Source organism: Cellulomonas fimi (assembly GCF_028583725.1).
Lineage (GTDB): Bacteria > Actinomycetota > Actinomycetes > Actinomycetales > Cellulomonadaceae > Cellulomonas > Cellulomonas fimi_B.
Genome location: NZ_CP110680.1, coordinates 2753517 through 2773060, shown reverse-complemented (window position 1 = coordinate 2773060; position 19544 = coordinate 2753517). Strand labels below are relative to the sequence as shown.

The window sequence follows — 19544 nt, the reverse complement described above, 5'->3', positions numbered from 1 at the left end:
CGTGCGCGTCGACGTCGTCTCGATCTTCCCCGACTACCTGGCGCCGCTCGATCTGTCGCTCGTCGGCAAGGCCCGGACCGCCGGGCTGCTCGACCTGCGCGTGCACGACCTGCGCGACTGGACGACGGACCGTCACCGCACCGTCGACGACACGCCCTTCGGCGGCGGCGCGGGCATGGTGATGCGGCCCGACGTGTGGGGGAGGGCCCTCGACGACCTGCTCGACGACGACTCGCACCTGCTGCTGCCGACGCCGTCGGGCGACCGGTTCACGCAGCGGACCGCGGAGCGCCTCGCGACCGAGACCCATCTGGTCGTCGCGTGCGGCCGGTACGAGGGCATCGACGCGCGCGTCGCCGCGCACTACGCGACCCGTCCCGGCGTGACCGTCAGCGAGTTCTCCCTCGGCGACTACGTGCTCAACGGCGGTGAGGTCGCGGCGCTCGTGCTCGTCGAGGCCGTCGCGCGGCTGCTGCCGGGCGTCGTCGGCAACCCGGAGTCGCTGGTCGAGGAGTCGCACGGCGCGGCCGGCCTGCTGGAGTACCCCGTCTACACGAAGCCGCCGACGTGGGCCGACCTCGCGGTGCCCGACGTGCTGCTGTCCGGGCACCACGGCCGCATCGCGCGGTGGCGGCGGGACCAGGCGCTCGTGCGCACGGCGCAGCGCCGTCCCGACCTGCTCGACGCGCTCGACCCGTCGGCGCTCGACGCGCACGACCGGGCGACGCTGGCCGACGCCGGCCGGCCGCCGCACGGCGCGGAGCCGCAGGCCACGGAGGACCCCTCGGGACCGGGGGGCGGGTCGCGCGAGGCCTGACGCGATTACCGCGGGCGGCGGCCGCTGTGGCAGACTTGTCCGCTGGTGCGCGCAGGTCGCGTCTCTGCCACAGGGGAGACGGCCCACGGCCAGCCGGGAACCGCCGATCGCTCGGCCCCGGACGCACCGGAACCAGACCATCGCAGGCGCCCGCCGACAGCGGCCGGGGCGTCCACGAGAACGTTCCTGACCTGTGGCAGGGCGGGGAAGCAGCACACATGCACACGCTCGACCAGCTCGACGCAGCCTCGCTGCGCACCGACGTCCCGGACTTCCGCCCCGGTGACACCGTCAAGGTCAACGTCAAGGTCGTCGAGGGCAACCGCTCGCGCGTCCAGGCGTTCCAGGGTGTCGTCATCGCCCGCCAGGGCGCCGGCGTCCGCGAGACGTTCACGGTCCGCAAGATCAGCTTCCAGGTCGGCGTCGAGCGCACCTTCCCGGTGCACTCCCCGTCGCTCGAGTCGATCGAGGTCGTCACCCGCGGTGACGTCCGTCGCGCGAAGCTGTACTACCTGCGTGGCCTGCGCGGCAAGAAGGCCAAGATCAAGGAGAAGCGCGAGTCGGCGCCGTCGAAGGGCTGAGCCCTCCCGACGCTCCACGACGGGCGGTCACCCCTGGCGGGTGGCCGCCCGTCGGCGTCTTCTCGAACCCCTCACAGGCGGGTCACAGGAGCCCCGTGACCGTGTCGTGGTCAGGTACACGAACGGCCCTGCGGCGTGCGAGAGTGTGCGGGTGATCGACCGTCCCGCCGAGGGAGTCCACGAGCAGCCCCGGCGCACCCCCTGGCCGCGGGAGGGCCTCGTGCCCCACCCGACCGACGAGTCCTCGCCGGGCGACGGTGCCCACGACGACCGGCGGTCCCGTCGCAACCGGCACGTCGCGAAGCGTCAGCGCAACGGCGCGCTGTCGATGCTCCGCGAGACGGTCATCATCCTGGTGAGCGCCCTCGCGCTGTCGCTCGTCGTCAAGACCTTCCTCATCCAGGCGTTCTTCATCCCGAGCCCGTCGATGCACGACACCCTCGTCGAGGACGACCGCATCCTCGTGAGCAAGCTGACCCCCGGCCCGTTCGACCTGCGGCGCGGCGACATCGTCGTGTTCAAGGACCCGGGCGGCTGGCTCAACGGCGCCGAGGAGGTCGCGCCGACCGGCGTCAACAAGGTCGTGCGCGACGTCCTCACGTTCATCGGGCTGTACCCGCAGGACGCGGGGGAGCACCTGGTCAAGCGCGTGATCGGGCTGCCGGGCGACCACGTCGTGTGCGACGAGGCGTGCGTCGCGGGCGGACCGCTGTCCGTCAACGGCGTCGCGATCGACGAGCCGTACGTCGCGCCCGGCGCGATCCCCAGCGACGTCCCGTTCGACGTGACGGTGCCCCCGGACTCCCTGTGGGTCATGGGCGACAACCGGCAGCGCTCGCTCGACTCACGCTTCAACATGGGCGACCCCGGCGGCGGCTCGGTGCCCGTCGAGAACGTCGTCGGCGTCGCGTTCGTGACCGTGTGGCCGCTCGACCGTGCGGGCCTGCTGCGCAACCCGTCGGCCACGTTCGAGGACGTCCCGGACCCGTCGTGACCGCCGAGCTCGCCACCGCCACGCCGCGCCCGTCGCGAGCCGCGAAGCCGCGCAGCGGTCCGCACCTGCGGCACGAGCGCGTGCTGCTCCGCGAGGGCGCCCGCCTGGTCGCCGGCATGGACGAGGTGGGCCGCGGGTCGCTCGCCGGGCCGGTGAGCGTCGGGGTGGTCGTCGTCGACGCGGCCACCCGCTCGGCGCCGCGCGGTGTCGCCGACTCCAAGCTGCTCACGCCGCTCGCGCGCACCGCGCTGCTGCCCGCGCTGCGTCGCTGGGGCCTCGCGCGTGCGGTCGGCCACGCCAGCGCCGCCGAGATCGACGCGGTCGGGATCATCGCCGCACTCCGGCTGGCCGGCACGCGCGCGCTCGAGCAGGTGCGGACGCAGGTCGGGCCGGTGGACGTGGTCCTGCTCGACGGCGCGCACGACTGGCTGTCCGGGCCCTCCCAGCAGGACCTGTTCGCCGCCGTCGAGCCCGAGGAGACGCCCGCGCCGCGCGTCCTCACCCGCGTCAAGGCGGACCGGTCGTGCGCGACGGTCGCGGCCGCGTCCGTGCTGGCCAAGTGCGAGCGCGACGCGATGATGGTCGAGCTCGCCGCACAGCACCCGGACTACCGGTGGGACGAGAACAAGGGGTACTCCTCGCCCGACCACCTCGACGCCCTGCGCACGCTCGGGCCGTGCGTGCTGCACCGGCGGTCGTGGCGCCTGCCGGCCGCGTCGGAGGGCCTCCTCGCGGTCGACGTCGCCGGCCTCGAGCCGCTCGTGCCGCTCGACGCGTCCGGGTGGCCCGGCCCGGTCGTGGACACGCTCGGCGATCCGGACTGACCGGGACGACCGGGGCCCGCGGCGGGTCGCGGTGGCGTACGCCCGGCGGGCATGGGGGATGATGGACGCGTGAGCGCCGAGGACCTGGAGAACTACGAGACCGACATGGAGCTCGCGCTGTACCGCGAGTACCGGGACGTCGTGGGGCTCTTCTCGTACGTGGTCGAGACCGAGCGGCGGTTCTACCTCGCCAACCACGTCGACCTGCAGGTGCGGTCCGCCGCGGGCGAGGTGTACTTCGAGCTGAGCCTCGCGGACGCGTGGGTGTGGGACGTCTACCGGTCGGCCCGGTTCGTGAAGTCCGTGCGCGTCGTGACGTTCAAGGACGTGAACGTCGAGGAGCTCGCGAAGCCCGAGCTCGACCTCGGCGGTGGGACACCCTTCTCGCGCTGAGCGGACCCCGAGCCGTCCACAGCCCCGGACCGGCGGCCGACCGTCCACCGATCTCCCGCGCCGCCCGCCCGACGACGCACCGTTGGCGCCACGCTGCCTGCGGAGGTGGTCCGGTGCGGGCGAAGGACGCGGTGGGACGGTACGGCGAGGACGTGGCGGCGGCGCACGTGCGCGAGCGCGGCTGGCAGGTGCTCGAACGCAACTGGCGGTGCGGTGACGGCGAGCTCGACCTCGTGGCGCTCGACGGCACGGAGCTCGTCGTCGTCGAGGTCAAGACGCGGCGCTCGTCCGCGTACGGGTCACCCGCGGAGGCCGTGACGGCGCGCAAGCTCGCGCGGGTCCGCCGGCTCGCGGCGCGCTGGCTCGCGGCGCACGACGTGCGACCCGCGTCGGTCCGGGTGGACGTCGTGTGCGTCCTCGTCCCGGCCCGTGGTGCCGCGCACGTCGAGCACCTCGTGGGGGTGGTCTGAGTGACGCTCGGACGCACCCTGGCCGTCGCGCTCGTCGGGCTGTCCGCGCACGTCGTCGACGTCGAGGCCCACCTCGCGCCGTCGCTGCCCGCGTTCACGCTCGTCGGCCTGCCCGACGCGTCGCTCGCCGAGTCGCGCGACCGGGTCCGGGCGGCGGTCACGTCGAGCGGGCTCGCGTGGCCCAACCGGCGGATCACCGTGAACCTGTCGCCCGCGACGCTGCCGAAGTCCGGCTCCGCGTTCGACCTCGCGATCGCCGTCGCGACGCTCGCGGGCGCGGGGACCGTCGACGCCGACCGCGTGCGCGGCGTGGTCCACGTGGGCGAGCTTGGGCTGGACGGGCGCCTGCGACCCGTGCGCGGCGTGCTCCCCGCGGTGGCCGCCGCCGTCGCCGGCGGACACCCGCGGGTCGTCGTGCCGGTGGGGAACGTCGACGAGGCGCGACTCGTGCCCGGCGCGGACGTCGTGGGCGCGACGACACTGGCCGAGGTGGCGGCGCAGTACGGCGCGGACGTCGAGGTGCCGGACCTGCCGCCCGCGGACGGCCCCCCGGTCCCCGCGGGTCGCGCCGAGCGACGCCTCGACCTCGCCGACGTGCTCGGCCAGGACGACGCGCGCCACTGCCTCGAGGTCGCCGCGGCCGGCGGTCACCACCTGCTCATGGTCGGCCCGCCCGGCACCGGCAAGACGATGCTCGCGGCGCGCCTGCCCGGGCTGCTGCCCGACCTCGACGAGCACGCCGCCGTCGAGGTGACGTCCGTGCACTCGATCGCGGGCACCTTCGATCCCGGCGCGGGCCTGCTCACGAGGCCACCGTTCGAGGACCCGCACCACACGGCGACGCCCGCGAGCGTCGTCGGTGGAGGGTCGGGGTTCCCGCGGCCGGGTGCGGCCTCCCGCGCGCACCGTGGCGTCCTGTTCCTCGACGAGGCACCCGAGTTCACGACCGCGGTCCTCCAGACGCTGCGGCAGCCCTTGGAGCACGGCGAGCTCGTCCTGCACCGCGCCGCGGGTGCCGCCCGGTACCCGGCGCGGTTCCAGCTCGTGCTCGCGGCCAACCCGTGCCCGTGCGGGCGTGCGGTCGGCAAGGGTCTCGACTGCACGTGCCGCAGCGAGCAGCGCCGCCGCTACTTCGCGCGCCTCTCAGGCCCGCTCCTGGACCGCGTCGACCTGCAGGTCGAGCTCCCGCCGACCCGTCCGGGCGGCGTCGCGGGCGACCCGACCCGGGTCGTCGCTCGCCGGGTGGCCGAGGCGCGCGCCGCCCAGGCGGCGCGCCTCGTCGGCACGCCGTGGCGGACGAACGCCGAGGTGCCCGGCACGTGGCTGCGCGAACGGCTCCGCGCCGACCGCACGGTCGTCGCCGACCTCGACCGTGCGGTCGAGCGCGGCACGCTGAGCCTGCGCGGTGTCGACCGCGTGATCAGGGTCGCGTGGACGCTCGCCGACCTCGACGGCCGTCCGGCGCCCGGCCGGGCCGACGTCGGGCGTGCGCTGCTCCTGCGGACGCGCGGGCACGGCGCATGAGCGCCGGTCCGGAGGAGCGCCGCGCGCGGGCCGCGTGGAGCGCACTCGTCGAGCCGGGCGACGCGGTCGCCGGCGCACTCGTCGCGGCACTCGGACCGCACGAGGCATGGGATCGCGTGGAGCGTGCGATCCGCGCGGGCCGGGACGCTCGCGTCGGGGTCGACGACGTCCTCGGTGCGCGTGGTGACCTGTGCTCGGGCGTCGACGACGTCCCCGGTGCGGCAGGACGTGCCGGCGTCGACCGCGGCGAGCCCACCGGCGGGCTCGCCGGCGAGATCGACGGCGGGAAGGGCGCGGGCACGTCGACGCGGGCCCGGCTCGCGCGCGCGCTCGAACGCTGGGCGCCACGCGCGCAGACGCTGGACGTCGCGCGACAGCTCGACGTCCTGGCGGGCCTCGGGGGCACGTTCCTCGTGCCCGGCGACGACGGCTGGCCGACCGCGCTCGACGCGCTCGGGCCGACGGCGCCGTTCGGGCTGTGGGTGCGCGGGACGTCGGACCTCGCGCCGGCGGGTTCCCGCTCGGTCGCGGTGGTCGGCGCACGCGCCGCGACGACCTACGGGGAGCGCGTCGCGCACGACCTCGCGTCGGGCCTCGCCGACCGGGGCGTCGCCGTCGTGTCGGGCGGTGCCTTCGGGATCGACGCCGCGGCGCACCGCGGCGCCCTCGCACGGGCGGGCTGCACGGTCGTCGTCCTCGCGGGCGGCGTCGACCGCGCCTACCCCCGCGGCAACGCGCGCCTGCTCGACGCCGTCGTGGCGGAGGGCGGCGCGGTCGTGTCCGAGGTCCCTGTCGGGTCGTCGCCGACGCGGGTCCGGTTCCTGCAGCGCAACCGGCTCATCGCCGGGATCGGCACGGCGACCGTCGTCGTGGAGGCCGCGTGGCGCTCGGGGGCGATCAGCACCGCGTACCACGCGGCGGGACTGCTGCGGCCGGTGGGCGTCGTGCCCGGTCCGGTGACGTCGGTGGCGTCGGCCGGCTGCCACCGCCTGCTGCGGTCGGGGGTCGCGGTCTGCGTGACCGACGCCGCGGAGGTGCTCGAGCTCGCGGGGATCGCCGGCCCCGCACCCGAGCCGCGCGCGGTGCCCCCGGGGCCGGGGGACGGTCTGCCCGAGCACGTGCGACGGGTCCTGGACGCGACGTCGTGGCGTCGTGCTCTCGAGCCGACCGCGCTCGCGGCGGCCGCGGTCGTGAGCGTCGCGGAGGTGCACGGCGCGCTCGGGCTGCTCGAGCTCGACGGGCTCGTGCGGCGCGAGGGCGCGGGCTGGCTCCGGGCGCGGCGGTGAGGGTGCGATGGCCCGCCGCGAGACAGATGCGTGAGGCAACTGGACGAGCGACCGGCGTCGAGAGTTCCCGTCCCGGCGGATCCGGACGGGACCGGCCGGGTGAATTTCGTCACGCCGGTCGGTCGAATCGGACATCGATTCAGACAATGCGTCCACAATCGCCCGCGACTGCGCCGGAGGAGTGAAGGAGCGGCTTGTTCGGCGCGTGTGTTTCCCGTCACCGTAGGGGCCATGAACGAGACGACGGCCACCGCGGGGCACCGCAGCCCCCGCGTCGTCGACCCGTTCTCGGCATTTCCGATGAATGTCACCGGAATTCCTGCGCGCCGCCCCCGCCCGGGTGTCGGCCGCACGACCCGGGGCGTCGTCGGCGCCGTGCGCACGGCGGCCACGCAGCGCGCGACCACCCCCTCCATGGTCCAGCCGGTGTGCCTGGCCCCTCTTCGCGCGCCCGGCCGCGCATGCACGAACGGAGTACCTCGATGACGAGTGCACTGGACGCCGCCCCGTCCCGCCTGCGGTTCGTCGGCACCGCGCCGGCGGGCGTGATCCCGCGCCCCCGCACCGCCGAGCCCGCTCCTGTCGAGGACGTCGACGTCGCGTCGGCCCCGGTCGTCGAGCCGCAGATCGCCGACGCGTGGGACGACTACAAGGCGACCGGGAGCCGCGCCGCCCGCGAGCAGCTGATCCTGCACTACGCACCGCTGGTGTCCGCCGTCGCCGGTCGGGTCGGCATGCGCCTGCCCAGCTCGGTCGAGCAGGCCGACCTCGTGTCCTACGGGATGTTCGGTCTCATCGACGCGATCGAGAAGTACGAGACCGGCCGTGCGGTGAAGTTCGAGTCGTACGCGTCCTCGCGGATCCGCGGCGCGATCATCGACGAGCTCCGTGCGATGGACTGGGTCCCGCGCTCGGTGCGGACCAAGGCGCGCTCCGTGGACCGTGCGTACGCCGAGCTCGAGGCGAAGCTGCACCGCGCGCCCACCGAGGCCGAGGTCGCGGCGCACCTGGAGATCGCCGTCTCCGAGCTGCGCCAGACGTTCTCCCAGCTCTCCACCGTCAACATCGCCGCGCTCGACGAGCTGCTCGGCGGCGGCGAGGACCGCCAGGCGGGCGTGAGCCTCGGTGACACGCTCGGCGACGAGCGCAGCGAGGACCCCGCGGGCTCGCTCGACGCGGCCGAGACCAAGTTCCTCCTGGCCCGGGCGATCGAGCAGCTCACGGAGCGTGAGCGCATGGTCGTCGTCCTCTACTACTACGAGGGCATGACGCTCGCCGAGATCGGGCGCGTGCTCGGCGTCACCGAGTCGCGCATCTCGCAGATGCACACCGCCGCGATGCTGCGCCTGCGCACGCGTCTCGTCGACGCCGAGCAGGCCTGACCCCGAACCACCCCGTCGGCGAGCACGGCTCGTCGCGCGCCAGGGGCGTCCACCTCGCCGAGGTGGGCGCCCCCTCGTCGTCACGGCGGAGGTAGGAGCACGATCGGTCCCCCGTCGAGGAGGCCCGTCGGGTCGACGTAGACGTCGCCACGACGGACGCCCCAGTGCAGGCACCCCGCCGCCGCGCAGTGACCGCCGTCCGGCGCGACCGTGCCGACCTGGCCGCCCGCGGCGACCCGCACCCCGACCGCGACCGTGGCGGTGACGGGTTCGACGGACGAGCGCAGACCGTCGTCGTGGGTCACGGTCACGACACCACGGCCGGCGACGACGCCGACGAACGTGACGGTCCCGGCGGCGGGGGCGCGGACCGGGGTTCCCGGCGCTGCCCGCAGGTCCACGCCCCGGTGCCCGGCGGCCCACGGGACGGGTGGCGCCTCGACCCGCGCCGTGACCTCCACCGGCGGGTCGAGCGGCCAGGCGTACGTCTCGGCGGCCGGCCAGGAGCCTGCGCCGGACCGTGGGTCGAGACCGAGGCCGAGAGCGCGGTCGGACGCGTCGAGGCCGCCCGCGAGGGCCGCGCCCGAGAGCGGGACGACGAGGGCGAGGGCGGCGACGGCCGCGAGCGCGTGCGTGGCGCTGGGGTCGCGACGCGGTGCCGACGCGCGTGCGGCCCGCCGACGTCGAGGGGTGGGCACGAGGGCGAGGGCGAGAGGGGGCATGGGACCCGAGGGTTCCCGGTCGGGTGCCCGGCCGCGCGGACGCCGGACCCCGTGGTGGGCGACGGCTGTGGTCCGCGGGCTGTGGACGGCTCGACGTGCCCGGACCCGGACGTGCCCGGACCTCGACGTGCCCGGACCTCGACGTGACCGGACCTCGACGGGACCGGACCTCGACGTGCCCGGACGGGGCACGGCCCGGCGTCGGCTAGACTTCCCCTGCGACCGGTCCGTGCCGGTCGACATCGCGCACCACCGACCCGCCTCGACCGTCCGCCCCGCGGACCTCGACCGGGGTCGGGCGCTGCACCGGTCCGCAGACCACCTCCGCTCGTCGGGGACGGTCGCGGCGCAGCCCCCGACGTGGCGCCAGGGGCACCGACCTCCGTCGGGGCCGACAACCGAGACGCGGGCCCGCCGAGGCGGCCCCGCCCAGACGCGCGCACCGGCCGGTGCGCGCCGGAAGGACGTGCCATGGCCGTCGTGACCATGCGCCAGCTGCTCGAGAGCGGTGTCCACTTCGGGCACCAGACCCGCCGCTGGAACCCCAAGATGAAGCGCTTCATCTTCACCGAGCGCAACGGCATCTACATCGTCGACCTGCAGCAGTCGCTGTCCTACATCGACCGCGCGTACGACTTCGTCAGCCAGACCGTCGCGCACGGTGGCTCGATCCTGTTCGTCGGCACCAAGAAGCAGGCGCAGGAGCCCGTCGCCGAGCAGGCCGCGCGCGTCGGCATGCCGTACGTCAACCAGCGCTGGCTGGGTGGCATGCTCACCAACTTCTCGACGGTCCACAAGCGCCTCCAGCGCCTCAAGGAGCTCGAGCAGATCGACTTCGACGACGTCGCGGCCTCGGGCCTGACGAAGAAGGAGCTGCTCGTCCTGCGTCGCGAGAAGGACAAGCTCAGCAAGACCCTCGGCGGCATCCGTGACATGGCCAAGGTCCCCTCGGCCGTGTGGATCGTCGACACGAACAAGGAGCACCTCGCGGTCGACGAGGCGCGCAAGCTCGGCATCCCGGTCGTCGCGATCCTCGACACGAACTGCGACCCGGACGTCGTCGACTACCCGATCCCGGGCAACGACGACGCGATCCGCGCGGTCCAGCTGCTGACCCGCGTGATCGCGGACGCCGCCGCCGACGGTCTGCTCAAGCGCCACTCGGGCCGCACCGCCGCCGCGGAGGGTGCCGAGGCCGACGCTGAGCCGCTCGCCGAGTGGGAGCGCGAGCTGCTCGCGGGTGCCGAGGCCGACCTGCAGTCGGGCTCGTCCGCCGCTGCCCCGGCCGCCGTGCAGGCCGACGCCCCGACCGCTGCCGACGTCGTGACGGCGGACGCCCCGGCCGAGGAGGCCGCCGCGGTCGCCGAGGCTGCGGAGACCGTCGAGGCCGCTGCGGCCGCGCCCGCCGAGGGCGACGAGGCCAGCCCGGCCGCCGCCGGCGACGAGGCCGCCCCGGCCGAGGGCGACGCCGCGTCCAACTGACGCGCGTCCTCCTGCACACCCCTTCGACCAGAACGGAACACTGATGGCGAACTACTCGCTCGCTGACATCAAGGCGCTGCGCGAGAAGACCGGCGCGGGCATGCTCGACGTCAAGAAGGCGCTCGAGGAGGCGGAGGGCGACGCCGACAAGGCGCTCGAGATCATCCGCGTGAAGGGCCTCAAGGGCGTCGGCAAGCGCGAGGGCCGCTCGGCCTCCGACGGTCTCGTCGCGGCGCACGTCGGCCCGACGGCGGACGGCGAGGGCCAGACGGGCGTGCTCGTCGAGGTCAACTCGGAGACGGACTTCGTGGCGAAGAGCCCGAACTTCGTCAACCTCGCGGAGCGCGTCCTCGCGGCCGCGGTCGACTCGTCGGCCCGCGACGCGGACGCGCTGCTCGCGACCGAGGTCGACGGCACGAGCGTCCAGTCGATCGTCGACGAGACGGCGGCGACGCTCGGTGAGCGCGTCGTCGTGCGCCGTCTGGCCCGCGTGGCCGGCGAGCACGTCGAGGTCTACCTGCACAAGGTCAACAAGGACCTGCCCCCGCAGGTCGGCGTCCTCGTGGCGACGGACAAGGCCGGCGCCGACGTCGCGCGCGACATCGCGACCCACATCGCCGCCTTCTCGCCGTCGTACCTGACGCGCGACGAGGTCCCGGCGGAGACGGTCGAGAACGAGCGCCGCATCGCCGAGGAGACGGCCCGCACCGAGGGCAAGCCCGAGGCCGCGCTGCCGAAGATCGTCGAGGGCCGCCTCAACGGGTTCTTCAAGGAGAACGTCCTGCTCGACCAGGCGTTCGCGAAGGACCCGAAGAAGTCGGTCGGCCAGGTCCTCACCGAGGCCGGCGGCACGCTGACCGGCTTCGTGCGCTACCGCGTGGGAGCCTGACCCCATGTGATCGACGGTGGCCCCGGCCCGCAAGGGTCGGGGCCACCGTCGCACCGGGTCCGGGCCGCTCGGCCGCGCGGAGCGTGCTCACGCGGACCGACGCGACCCGGCCCGCACCCCGCACCGCCCGCACCACCCCACCCTCGATGGAGGCGCAGTGACCCAGGACCCGACCGCGACCGGCTCGGCCGCCCCTGCCCGGCGCGTGCTCCTCAAGCTCTCGGGCGAGACGTTCGGCGGCGGTGACGTCGGCCTCGCGGCGGACGTGGTGCAGCGGGTCGCGGCGGAGATCGCGGTCGCGGTGCGGTCGGGCGTGCAGGTCGCGATCGTCGTGGGCGGCGGCAACTTCTTCCGTGGTGCGGAGCTCTCGCAGCGCGGCATCGACCGGGCACGTGCCGACTACATGGGCATGCTCGGGACGGTCATGAACTGCCTCGCGCTGCAGGACTTCCTGGAGCAGGCGGGCGTGAGCACGCGCGTGCAGACGGCGATCGCGATGGGCCAGGTCGCCGAGCCCTACATCCCGCTGCGGGCGATCCGGCACCTGGAGAAGGGCCGCGTCGTGATCTTCGGCGCGGGCGCGGGCATGCCGTACTTCTCGACCGACACCGTGAGCGTGCAGCGCGCCCTGGAGACGCACTGCCAGGAGGTGCTCATGGGCAAGAACGGCGTCGACGGCGTCTACACCGCGGATCCCCGCAAGGACCCCGACGCGGTCAAGCTCGACCACCTGACCTACACCGACGCGCTCGTCGGCGACCTGGGCGTCATGGACGCGACCGCGCTCAGCCTGTGCCGCGACAACGACGTGGTGATGCGCGTCTTCGGGCTCGAGGAGCGGGGCAACGTCACCCGGGCCCTGCAGGGTGAGAAGATCGGCACGCTGGTCACGGCGAGCTGACGCACCACGCCCGCACGCCAGACCCCGAGACGACAGCAGCACGAAGGAGCAGCGGTGATCGACGAGACCCTCCTCGAGGCCGAGGAGAAGATGGACAAGGCGGTCGAGGTCGCCAAGGACGACTTCGCGACCATCCGTACCGGCCGGGCCAACGCGGCGATGTTCTCCAAGGTGTTCGTCGACTACTACGGCAGCCCGACGCCCCTGCAGCAGCTCGCGTCGTTCAACGTGACCGAGGCGCGCACGATCCTGGTGTCGCCGTTCGACAAGTCGTCGACGACGGCGATCGAGAAGGCGCTGCGCGACTCCGACCTCGGCGTGAACCCGACCAACGACGGCAACGTCATCCGCGTCGTGCTGCCCGCGCTGACGGAGGAGCGCCGCAAGGACTTCGTCAAGCTCGCGAAGTCGAAGGCGGAGGACGCCCGCGTGTCGGTGCGCTCCGTGCGACGCAAGGCCAAGGAGGAGCTCGACCGCATCGTCAAGGACGGCGAGGCGGGCGAGGACGAGGTCGTGCGCGCCGAGAAGGAGCTCGAGGCGCTGACCAAGAAGCACGTGGAGACGATCGACCACCTGCTCGCCTCCAAGGAGAGCGAGCTGCTCGAGGTCTGATGACGGAGAACAGCACCATCGCCGCGCCGAAGACCCTCCGCCCGGGACGTGACCTCCCGGTCGCGGTCGTGGTCGGTGTCACGCTGCTCGTCGGCGTCGTCGCGTCGCTGTTCATCCGCAAGGAGGTCTTCGGCGTCGTCGCGATCGTCGCGGTGTGCGCGGCCCTGTGGGAGCTCGCGCAGGCGTTCGCGCGGCGCAACATCCACCTGCCGCTGCTGCCGTTGCTCGTCGGCGCGGTCGGCACGCTCGTGTCGGCGTACCTGGCGGGCCCGGAGGCGCTGTTCGTCGCGTTCATGCTGACCGTGGGGGGCGTCGTCGTCTGGCGTGTGCTCGACGGCAGCGGCGAGGCGGCGCTGCGCGACGCGACCGCGGGCGCGTTCGCCGCGGCCTACCTGCCGTTCCTCGCGGGCTTCGCGATGCTGCTGCTCGCGGAGCCCGACGGGCCGTGGCGGGTCATGCTGTTCATCCTCCTGGTGGTCGCGAGCGACACCGGCGGGTACGCGGTCGGGGTGCTGCTGGGGCGGCACCCGCTCGCGCCGTCGGTGAGCCCGAACAAGACGTGGGAAGGCCTGCTGGGGTCGGTCGTGCTCGCGAGCGTCGTGGGCGTGGTCGGTGTGCAGGCCGCGTTCGGCGGGGAGCCGCTCGTCGGCGTCGTCATGGGTCTCGCGACCGTCGTGACGGCCACGCTGGGGGACCTCGCCGAGTCGATGCTGAAGCGCGACCTCGAGCTCAAGGACATGGGCCGGCTGATCCCGGGCCACGGCGGGATCCTCGACCGGCTCGACTCGTTGCTCCTCACGGCGCCCGCCGCCTACGTCATCCTCGCGGTGCTGCAGCCCGCCGGCTGACCGGCACGCCACGCGTCCGCGGCCGGCGGCCGCGAGCCGCACCGCACGTCCCACCGACACCCAGAAGGGGGTGCCCCGCATGACCGGTACACCCGTGCGCCTCGACCTGTCCTCGCCGACCCGCGGACCGCGGGGCAAGCCGCCCAAGCACTTCGTCGACCTCACGCCCGAGCAGCGGGTCGAGGCCGTGACGGAGCTGGGGGAGAAGCCGTTCCGCGCCAAGCAGCTCGCGACGCACTACTTCACGCACCTGACCAACGACCCGGCGCAGATGACGGACCTGCCGAAGGCGACGCGCGACAAGCTCGTCGAGGGTCTGTTCCCGACGCTGCTCACGGCGCACCGCACGATGACCGCGGACCAGGGCACGACCGTCAAGACGCTGTGGCACCTGTTCGACGGCGCCAAGGTCGAGTCGGTGCTCATGCGGTACGCGAACCGCACGACCCTGTGCATCTCGAGCCAGGCGGGCTGCGGGCTCGCGTGCGCGTTCTGCGCCACGGGCCAGATGGGCCTGACGCGGAACCTGTCGACGGCGGAGATCGTCGAGCAGGTGCGCGCGGCCGCGCGGTCGCTCGCCGACGGTGAGGTGCCCGGCGGGCCGACGCGCCTGACCAACGTCGTGTTCATGGGCATGGGCGAGCCGCTCGCCAACTACAAGGCCGTCATGGAGACGGTCCGTCGCCTGGTCGCCCCCACGCCCGACGGCCTGGGCATGTCGGCCCGCAACGTCACGGTGTCGACCGTGGGCATGGTGCCGGCGATGGACCGGCTGGCGAACGAGGGCATCCCGGTCACGCTCGCGCTGTCGCTCCACGCGCCGGACGACGAGCTGCGCAGCGAGCTCGTGCCGGTCAACACGCGGTGGAGCGTCGACGAGGCGATCGACTCGGCGCACCGCTACTTCGAGAAGACGGGCCGCCGCGTCTCGATCGAGTACGCCCTCATCCGCGACGTGAACGACCACGCGTGGCGGGCCGACCTGCTCGGCGAGAAGCTCGCGGCGCGCGGCAAGGGCTGGGTGCACTGCAACCCGATCCCGCTCAACCCGGTGCCGAACTCGCGGTGGACGGCGAGCGATCCCGAGGTGGAGCGCGAGTTCGTGGCACGCTTGCGAGCGCACGGGATCCCGACCACCATCCGGGACACGCGCGGCAGCGAGATCGACGGGGCGTGCGGACAGCTCGCCGCGGAGGAGGACTGAGTGAGCGACGGCATGTTCCGGACCGTCTCCGGCCTGAAGCAGGGGTACGACCCGGACGAGGTCGACGACTTCTTCACGCACGCGCGGCAGGTGTACGAGGCCGGCCCGTCGTCGGGCCTGTCGAGCAAGGACGTGCGGGGCGTCGCGTTCGACATGGTCCGCGGCGGTTACGTGACCGCGGCGGTCGACGCGGCGCTCGACCGGCTGGAGCAGGCGTTCGTCGCGCGGCAGCGTGCGGAGTTCGTCCAGCGCAACGGTCAGGACGCGTGGATGGCCAAGCTGAGCGAGCAGGCGCGCACGCTCTACGGGCGCCTGTCACGTCCGGACGGCGACCGCTTCGCCCCACCGGAGGGCCGGCAGCAGGGCTACGAGCCCGCGGACGTCGACGCGTTGTGCCACCGCCTGGTCGCGTACTTCGACAAGGGCACGCCGCTGTCGGCCGCCGAGGTCCGCTCGGCGACGTTCCGCAGCCGGCGCGGCCGCAACGCGTACGCGGAGCCCACGGTGGACGCGTTCCTGGCGCGCGCGGTCGAGGTGCTGCTCGGCGTCGAGTGACGTCGGGTCGTGCGGCCGCGGGGCGGGCCGTCCGGGCGGCTGTCACCGCACGGTCCGCGCGTCCGGGAGGATGGGCGCGTGAGTGAGCGCAGCGTCGTCATCCTCGGCTCCACGGGGTCCATCGGCACCCAGGCGATCGACGTGGTCCGTCGCAACCCGGGCCGGTTCCGCGTCGTCGGGCTGAGCGCGGGCGGTCGCGACGTCGACGCCGTCGCGCAGCAGGCTCGTGACCTGCGCGTGGAGGCGGTCGCGGTGGCCGACCCCGCTGCGGGTGAGCCGCTGCGGGCCGCCCTCGACGGCACGGATGTGGAGGTCGTCGCGGGCCCCGAGGCGTCGACGGACCTGGCGGGCCGCGGGGCGGACGTCGTCCTCAACGGGATCACCGGTTCGGTGGGTCTGGGGCCGACCCTCGCGGCGCTGCGGGCGGGCAGCACGCTCGCGCTCGCGAACAAGGAGTCGCTCGTCGTCGGCGGCGCGCTCGTGCACGCGGCGCGCGTGCGACCGGACCAGATCGTCCCGGTCGACTCGGAGCACTCGGCGATCGCGCAGGCGCTGCGCGGCGGGGCGCGCGACGAGGTGCGGCGGATCGTCCTGACGGCGTCGGGCGGGCCGTTCCGTGGCTGGTCGCTCGACGACGTGAAGACCGTGACGGCGGCGCAGGCGCTCGCGCACCCGACGTGGTCGATGGGACCGGTCGTCACGGTCAACTCGGCGACGCTCATGAACAAGGGGCTCGAGCTCATCGAGGCGCACCTGCTGTTCGGCGTGCCGGTCGACGACATCACGGTCGTCGTGCACCCGCAGTCGGTCGTGCACTCGATGGTCGAGTTCGTCGACGGCTCGACGATCGCGCAGGCATCGCCGCCGGACATGCGCCTGCCGATCGCGCTGGGTCTGTCGTGGCCGGACCGGGTGCCGCTCGTCGCCCCGCCGTGCGACTGGACGAGCGCGACGGCGTGGACGTTCGAACCGCTCGACGAGGAGGTCTTCGGCGCCGTGCGGCTCGCACGGGAGGCGGTCGCGACGTCCGCCACCCACCCGGCGGTCTACAACGCGGCCAACGAGGAGTGCGTCGCGGCGTTCCTGGCGGGCCGGATCGGGTTCCTCGACATCGTGTCCACGGTCGAGCGCGTGCTCGGCGAGCACGACGGCACGGCGCCCGACGCGCTGTCGCTCGACGCGGTGCTCAGCGCCGAGCGGTGGGCGCGGACGCGCGCGCACGAGGTGCTCGCGCAGCGCTGACGCGCGCCGCGTCCCGGACCCGCCCGGCCGCCTGACCGAGCCGGCGCAGGGGAGCGGGCGGCCAGGCCGGCGAGCGGTGGCCGACCCACGGCAACCGCACGAGCGGTCCCTCCGCGCCGGTGACGAGGTCCGCGAGCGTCCGACCCGCGAGGTTCGCCGCGGCGACGCCGTCGAACCCGAGCCCGCGCACCCACCCGATGCCGTCGTCGTCGAGCCCCACGGACGGGTGCCCGTCGCGCGCGACGCCGACGGTCGCCGACCAGCGGTGCGTGAGCGCCACGTCGGCGAGCGACGGGAACAGGTCGACGAGCGTGCCGTGCAGGCGGTCCGCGGCGCGGTCGACGGCGCCGGGGGATGCGGAGGACAGGCCGCCGACGTCGACCAGCACGAGGCGGCCGTCGGCGGTCCGCTCGCCGCGCACGCCCGCGGCGCGGTCGGCGAACGTCTGCGCGCGCGGCAGCCCGACGGTGGCCCAGGCCGCGTCGCCCAACGGCTCGGTGGCGATCGCGACGCCGTGCCGCGCGGTGACAGCCCGGTCCGCGCCCGGCGCCACGGCCGCTCCGGTCGCGAGGACGGTCCAGCGGGTCCGGACGGTGCCGCGGTCGGTCGCGACGGCGCGCGGCGAGACGCGCAGCGCCGTGGTCCGGTCGACGACCCGGCCGCCGCGCGCGAGCACGACGTCCCGCAGGCCGAGGGCGAGGGCGGCGGGCTGCAGGCGGGCGCAGTCCGGGCTGTACGCCCCGGCGAGCACGCCCGTTGCGCCGACGTGCTCGGCGACCTCGTCGGGCGCGAGCAGGTGCACGTCGTCCTCGAGGTCCGCCGCGACCTGCACGTGCTCCGCGAGGCGCTCGACCTCGGCGGGCGTCCGCGCGAGCAGCACCGAGCCGCCGTACGCGAACCCGCAGCCGACCTGCTCCGCGGCCGCGGCACCGCCGACCTCGACCACGGCGTCGCGCAGCGCCGCCCGCAGCGCGCGCGCCCCGGCGAGCCCGTGCCTCGTCACGAGGTCCTCGCCGGCCACGGCCAGGTCCGCCGAGCACCACCCGGACCCGTGCCCGGTCGCGCCGGCCGCGGTCACGTCGGCCTCGACGACGAGCACGTCGAGCGACGGGTCGGCCTCGAGCAGGTAGTACGCGGTCCACAGGCCCGCGAGACCGGCCCCGACGACGACGACGTCGGCACGGTCGTCACCGTCGAGCGGGTCCCGGGGCCGCAGCGCGCCGGGGTCGTCGACGGAGAGCTGGTCGAGCCACAGCGGGTGCGTGCGAGCGGTCGCCATGCCCGGACGGTAGTGGCGCCGGCGCGACCCCGACAGCCGACACGACGCCCCCGCCGACCCGGGTGTGCGCCGGTCGGGTGGTCCGCGTGCCGCTCCGCGGACCTTGTCAGCGCACTCCCAGCCGGACGCGGGATGATGTGCGCCGGCCCGGGAAGCCACGGGCCCGTCCGCTCGCGCGCGGACGTCTCGTCCGGAGGTGTGGGGACCGCATGGAGTTCCTGGTCGGCGTGCTGATCGTCGTCGTCGTGCTGCTGCTGTCGATCGCGCTGCACGAGGTCGGGCACATGGTGCCCGCCAAGCGCTTCGGCGTGCGCGTGAGCCACTACATGGTCGGCTTCGGGCCCACGCTGTGGTCCCGCACGAAGGGCGAGACCGAGTACGGGCTCAAGGCGATCCCGCTGGGCGGCTTCGTGCGGCTCGTCGGCATGTACCCGCCGGACGAGGCCGTCGGGAACCCGCCGGCCCGGACCTGGGTCGGCCGGCTCGCGCGCGACGCGCGGCAGGCGAGCGCCGAGGAGATCCGTCCCGGCGAGGACCACCGCGCGTTCTACCGGCTGTCGACGCCGAAGAAGCTCGTCGTGATGCTCGGCGGGCCGGTCATGAACCTGCTCATCGCGGTCGTCCTCATGGTCGTGGTGCTCGTCGGCATCGGCATCCCCTCGGGCCAGAGCACGACGCTCGAGTCGGTCTCGCAGTGCGTCATCCCCGCCGACGCACCCGCCGACCGGGCGTGCCAGGACGACGACGAGCTCGCCCCCGGCGCGGCCGCCGGCCTGCGGCCCGGCGACACCGTGGTGTCGTACGACGGCACCGCGGTCGAGTCCTGGGAGCAGCTCACCGAGCTGATCCGCGCGACCGGCGGCGAGAGCGTCCCGGTCGTCGTCGAGCGCGACGGCGCGCAGGTGACCCTGACCGTGACGCCGGTCGTGGCCGAGCGGCCCGTCATCGGCGAGGACGGCGGCCCCGTGCTGGACGCGGACGGCGAGATGCGGACCGTGCCCGCCGGGTTCCTCGGCGTGACGGCGGCGCAGTCGATCGAGCGACAGCCGTGGAGCGAGGCGCCTGCGGAGGTCGCGTCCGCGACGTGGCAGACCGTCACCGTCGTCGCGACGCTGCCGACGAAGGTCGCGGACCTCGCGCGGTCGACGTTCGCGCACGAGGAGCGCGACCAGAACAGCATCGTCGGCGTCGTCGGCATCGCCCGGTTCGGCGGGGAGATCGGTGCGTCCGACCTCCCGTTCTCGGTGAAGATCGCCGGCTGGCTCCAGATGCTCGCGATGCTCAACGTCGCACTGTTCGTCTTCAACCTCATCCCGCTGCCGCCGCTGGACGGCGGGCACGTCGCCGCGGCGCTGTGGGAGGGCGCGCGTCGTCAGGTCGCGCGCCTGCGCGGCCGGCCGCGGCCTGGGCCGTTCGACGCGGCGAAGCTGGTCCCGGTCGCCTACACCGTGTTCATCCTCCTCGGCGCCGTCGGGCTGCTGCTCGTGTACGCCGACATCGTGAACCCCATCACCATCTGACCTGCGGGGACGCCGCCCG

20 protein-coding genes are annotated in these 19544 nt (G+C 74.5%); 18 read left to right on the top strand and 2 right to left on the bottom strand.

The genetic code is table 11. From position 1 onward, the window contains the following. The first annotated feature begins 1 nt into the window (after position 1). The 9 genes from trmD to whiG all read left to right on the top strand — a co-directional run bounded on the left by trmD (position 2) and on the right by whiG (position 8271). Positions 2-817: a tRNA (guanosine(37)-N1)-methyltransferase TrmD gene (gene trmD / locus OOT42_RS12535; RefSeq protein WP_273651539.1), complete on the top strand. Its 816-nt coding sequence runs from the start codon at positions 2-4 to the stop codon at positions 815-817. Positions 818-1035: 218 nt separating this feature from the next. Continuing rightward, positions 1036-1398 (top strand): 50S ribosomal protein L19, encoded by a 363-nt coding sequence (gene rplS, locus OOT42_RS12530; protein ID WP_273651538.1) that lies wholly within the window; start codon positions 1036-1038, stop codon positions 1396-1398. A 151-nt stretch (positions 1399-1549) separates the two neighbouring features. Continuing rightward, positions 1550-2392, top strand: a complete 843-nt coding sequence (lepB, locus tag OOT42_RS12525; RefSeq protein WP_273651537.1) for a signal peptidase I — start codon at positions 1550-1552, stop codon at positions 2390-2392. Continuing rightward, positions 2389-3216, top strand: coding sequence for a ribonuclease HII (locus tag OOT42_RS12520; RefSeq protein ID WP_273651536.1), 828 nt, complete (start codon positions 2389-2391; stop codon positions 3214-3216). The genes lepB and OOT42_RS12520 overlap by 4 nt, the downstream gene beginning before the upstream one ends. A gap of 69 nt (positions 3217-3285) precedes the next feature. Next, entirely contained in the window at positions 3286-3609 is a 324-nt protein-coding gene (locus tag OOT42_RS12515; protein WP_273651535.1) for a DUF2469 domain-containing protein, read from the top strand. 113 nt (positions 3610-3722) lie between these two features. Continuing rightward, a complete protein-coding gene (locus OOT42_RS12510; RefSeq protein ID WP_273651534.1) occupies positions 3723-4079 on the top strand; it encodes a YraN family protein in 357 nt (118 codons plus the stop codon). Then, the gene (locus OOT42_RS12505) at positions 4080-5603 is read left to right on the top strand and encodes a YifB family Mg chelatase-like AAA ATPase (RefSeq protein WP_273651533.1); all 1524 of its coding nucleotides are present in this window, start codon (positions 4080-4082) and stop codon (positions 5601-5603) included. It abuts the gene before it with no gap. Continuing rightward, positions 5600-6889, top strand: a complete 1290-nt coding sequence (dprA, locus tag OOT42_RS12500; RefSeq protein WP_273651532.1) for a DNA-processing protein DprA — start codon at positions 5600-5602, stop codon at positions 6887-6889. Before OOT42_RS12505 ends, dprA begins: the two co-directional genes overlap by 4 nt. A 482-nt stretch (positions 6890-7371) precedes the next feature. After that, on the top strand, positions 7372-8271 hold the full coding sequence (whiG, locus tag OOT42_RS12495; RefSeq protein WP_273651531.1) for an RNA polymerase sigma factor WhiG: 900 nt from the start codon (positions 7372-7374) through the stop codon (positions 8269-8271). Between the two features lie 80 nt (positions 8272-8351). On the opposite strand, the gene OOT42_RS12490 is transcribed toward whiG, so the two are convergent. Beyond that, positions 8352-8993, bottom strand: coding sequence for a M23 family metallopeptidase (locus tag OOT42_RS12490; RefSeq protein WP_273651530.1), 642 nt, complete (start codon positions 8991-8993; stop codon positions 8352-8354). 471 nt (positions 8994-9464) lie between these two features. Between OOT42_RS12490 and rpsB the strand changes: the two genes are divergently transcribed. From rpsB to dxr, 8 genes are all read left to right on the top strand, one after another. Then, entirely contained in the window at positions 9465-10475 is a 1011-nt protein-coding gene (rpsB, locus tag OOT42_RS12485) for a 30S ribosomal protein S2 (protein WP_273651529.1), read from the top strand. A 43-nt stretch (positions 10476-10518) separates the two neighbouring features. Beyond that, complete coding sequence (gene tsf / locus OOT42_RS12480; RefSeq protein ID WP_273651528.1) at positions 10519-11364, top strand: translation elongation factor Ts; 846 nt, start codon at positions 10519-10521, stop codon at positions 11362-11364. A 157-nt stretch (positions 11365-11521) separates the two neighbouring features. Continuing rightward, positions 11522-12265 carry a UMP kinase gene (gene pyrH / locus OOT42_RS12475; protein ID WP_272729816.1) on the top strand — a complete coding sequence of 248 codons (744 nt, stop codon included), beginning with the start codon at positions 11522-11524 and terminating at the stop codon, positions 12263-12265. Positions 12266-12319: 54 nt separating this feature from the next. Next, the gene (gene frr / locus OOT42_RS12470; protein ID WP_273651527.1) at positions 12320-12877 is read left to right on the top strand and encodes a ribosome recycling factor; all 558 of its coding nucleotides are present in this window, start codon (positions 12320-12322) and stop codon (positions 12875-12877) included. Then, positions 12877-13725 (top strand): phosphatidate cytidylyltransferase, encoded by an 849-nt coding sequence (locus OOT42_RS12465; protein ID WP_273651526.1) that lies wholly within the window; start codon positions 12877-12879, stop codon positions 13723-13725. The genes frr and OOT42_RS12465 overlap by 1 nt, the downstream gene beginning before the upstream one ends. Positions 13726-13804: 79 nt before the next feature. Beyond that, complete coding sequence (gene rlmN / locus OOT42_RS12460; RefSeq protein WP_273651525.1) at positions 13805-14929, top strand: 23S rRNA (adenine(2503)-C(2))-methyltransferase RlmN; 1125 nt, start codon at positions 13805-13807, stop codon at positions 14927-14929. Next, on the top strand, positions 14930-15484 hold the full coding sequence (locus tag OOT42_RS12455) for a DivIVA domain-containing protein (RefSeq protein ID WP_273651524.1): 555 nt from the start codon (positions 14930-14932) through the stop codon (positions 15482-15484). It begins immediately after the preceding gene. Between the two features lie 78 nt (positions 15485-15562). Then, positions 15563-16726 (top strand): 1-deoxy-D-xylulose-5-phosphate reductoisomerase, encoded by a 1164-nt coding sequence (dxr, locus tag OOT42_RS12450; protein WP_273651523.1) that lies wholly within the window; start codon positions 15563-15565, stop codon positions 16724-16726. Here dxr and OOT42_RS12445 read toward each other — a convergent pair. Further along, positions 16671-18005: an NAD(P)/FAD-dependent oxidoreductase gene (locus OOT42_RS12445; RefSeq protein ID WP_273651522.1), complete on the bottom strand. Its 1335-nt coding sequence runs from the start codon at positions 18003-18005 to the stop codon at positions 16671-16673. The genes dxr and OOT42_RS12445 overlap by 56 nt on opposite strands. Before the next feature lie 209 nt (positions 18006-18214). Here OOT42_RS12445 and OOT42_RS12440 point away from each other — a divergent pair, with 209 nt between their 5' ends. Beyond that, positions 18215-19525, top strand: coding sequence for a M50 family metallopeptidase (locus tag OOT42_RS12440; protein ID WP_273651521.1), 1311 nt, complete (start codon positions 18215-18217; stop codon positions 19523-19525). Positions 19526-19544 lie beyond the last annotated feature (19 nt).

Excerpts from the sequence above, each read along its gene's own strand:
- rplS (WP_273651538.1), top strand. The coding sequence starts at position 1,036 with ATGCACACGCTCGACCAGCTCGACGCAGCCTCGCTGCGCACCGACGTC.
- dprA (WP_273651532.1), top strand. The coding sequence starts at position 5,600 with ATGAGCGCCGGTCCGGAGGAGCGCCGCGCGCGGGCCGCGTGGAGCGCA.
- whiG (WP_273651531.1), top strand. The coding sequence starts at position 7,372 with ATGACGAGTGCACTGGACGCCGCCCCGTCCCGCCTGCGGTTCGTCGGC.
- OOT42_RS12490 (WP_273651530.1), bottom strand. The coding sequence starts at position 8,993 with ATGCCCCCTCTCGCCCTCGCCCTCGTGCCCACCCCTCGACGTCGGCGG.
- rpsB (WP_273651529.1), top strand. The coding sequence starts at position 9,465 with ATGGCCGTCGTGACCATGCGCCAGCTGCTCGAGAGCGGTGTCCACTTC.
- tsf (WP_273651528.1), top strand. The coding sequence starts at position 10,519 with ATGGCGAACTACTCGCTCGCTGACATCAAGGCGCTGCGCGAGAAGACC.
- OOT42_RS12465 (WP_273651526.1), top strand. The coding sequence starts at position 12,877 with ATGACGGAGAACAGCACCATCGCCGCGCCGAAGACCCTCCGCCCGGGA.
- rlmN (WP_273651525.1), top strand. The coding sequence starts at position 13,805 with ATGACCGGTACACCCGTGCGCCTCGACCTGTCCTCGCCGACCCGCGGA.
- OOT42_RS12445 (WP_273651522.1), bottom strand. The coding sequence starts at position 18,005 with ATGGCGACCGCTCGCACGCACCCGCTGTGGCTCGACCAGCTCTCCGTC.
- OOT42_RS12440 (WP_273651521.1), top strand. The coding sequence starts at position 18,215 with ATGGAGTTCCTGGTCGGCGTGCTGATCGTCGTCGTCGTGCTGCTGCTG.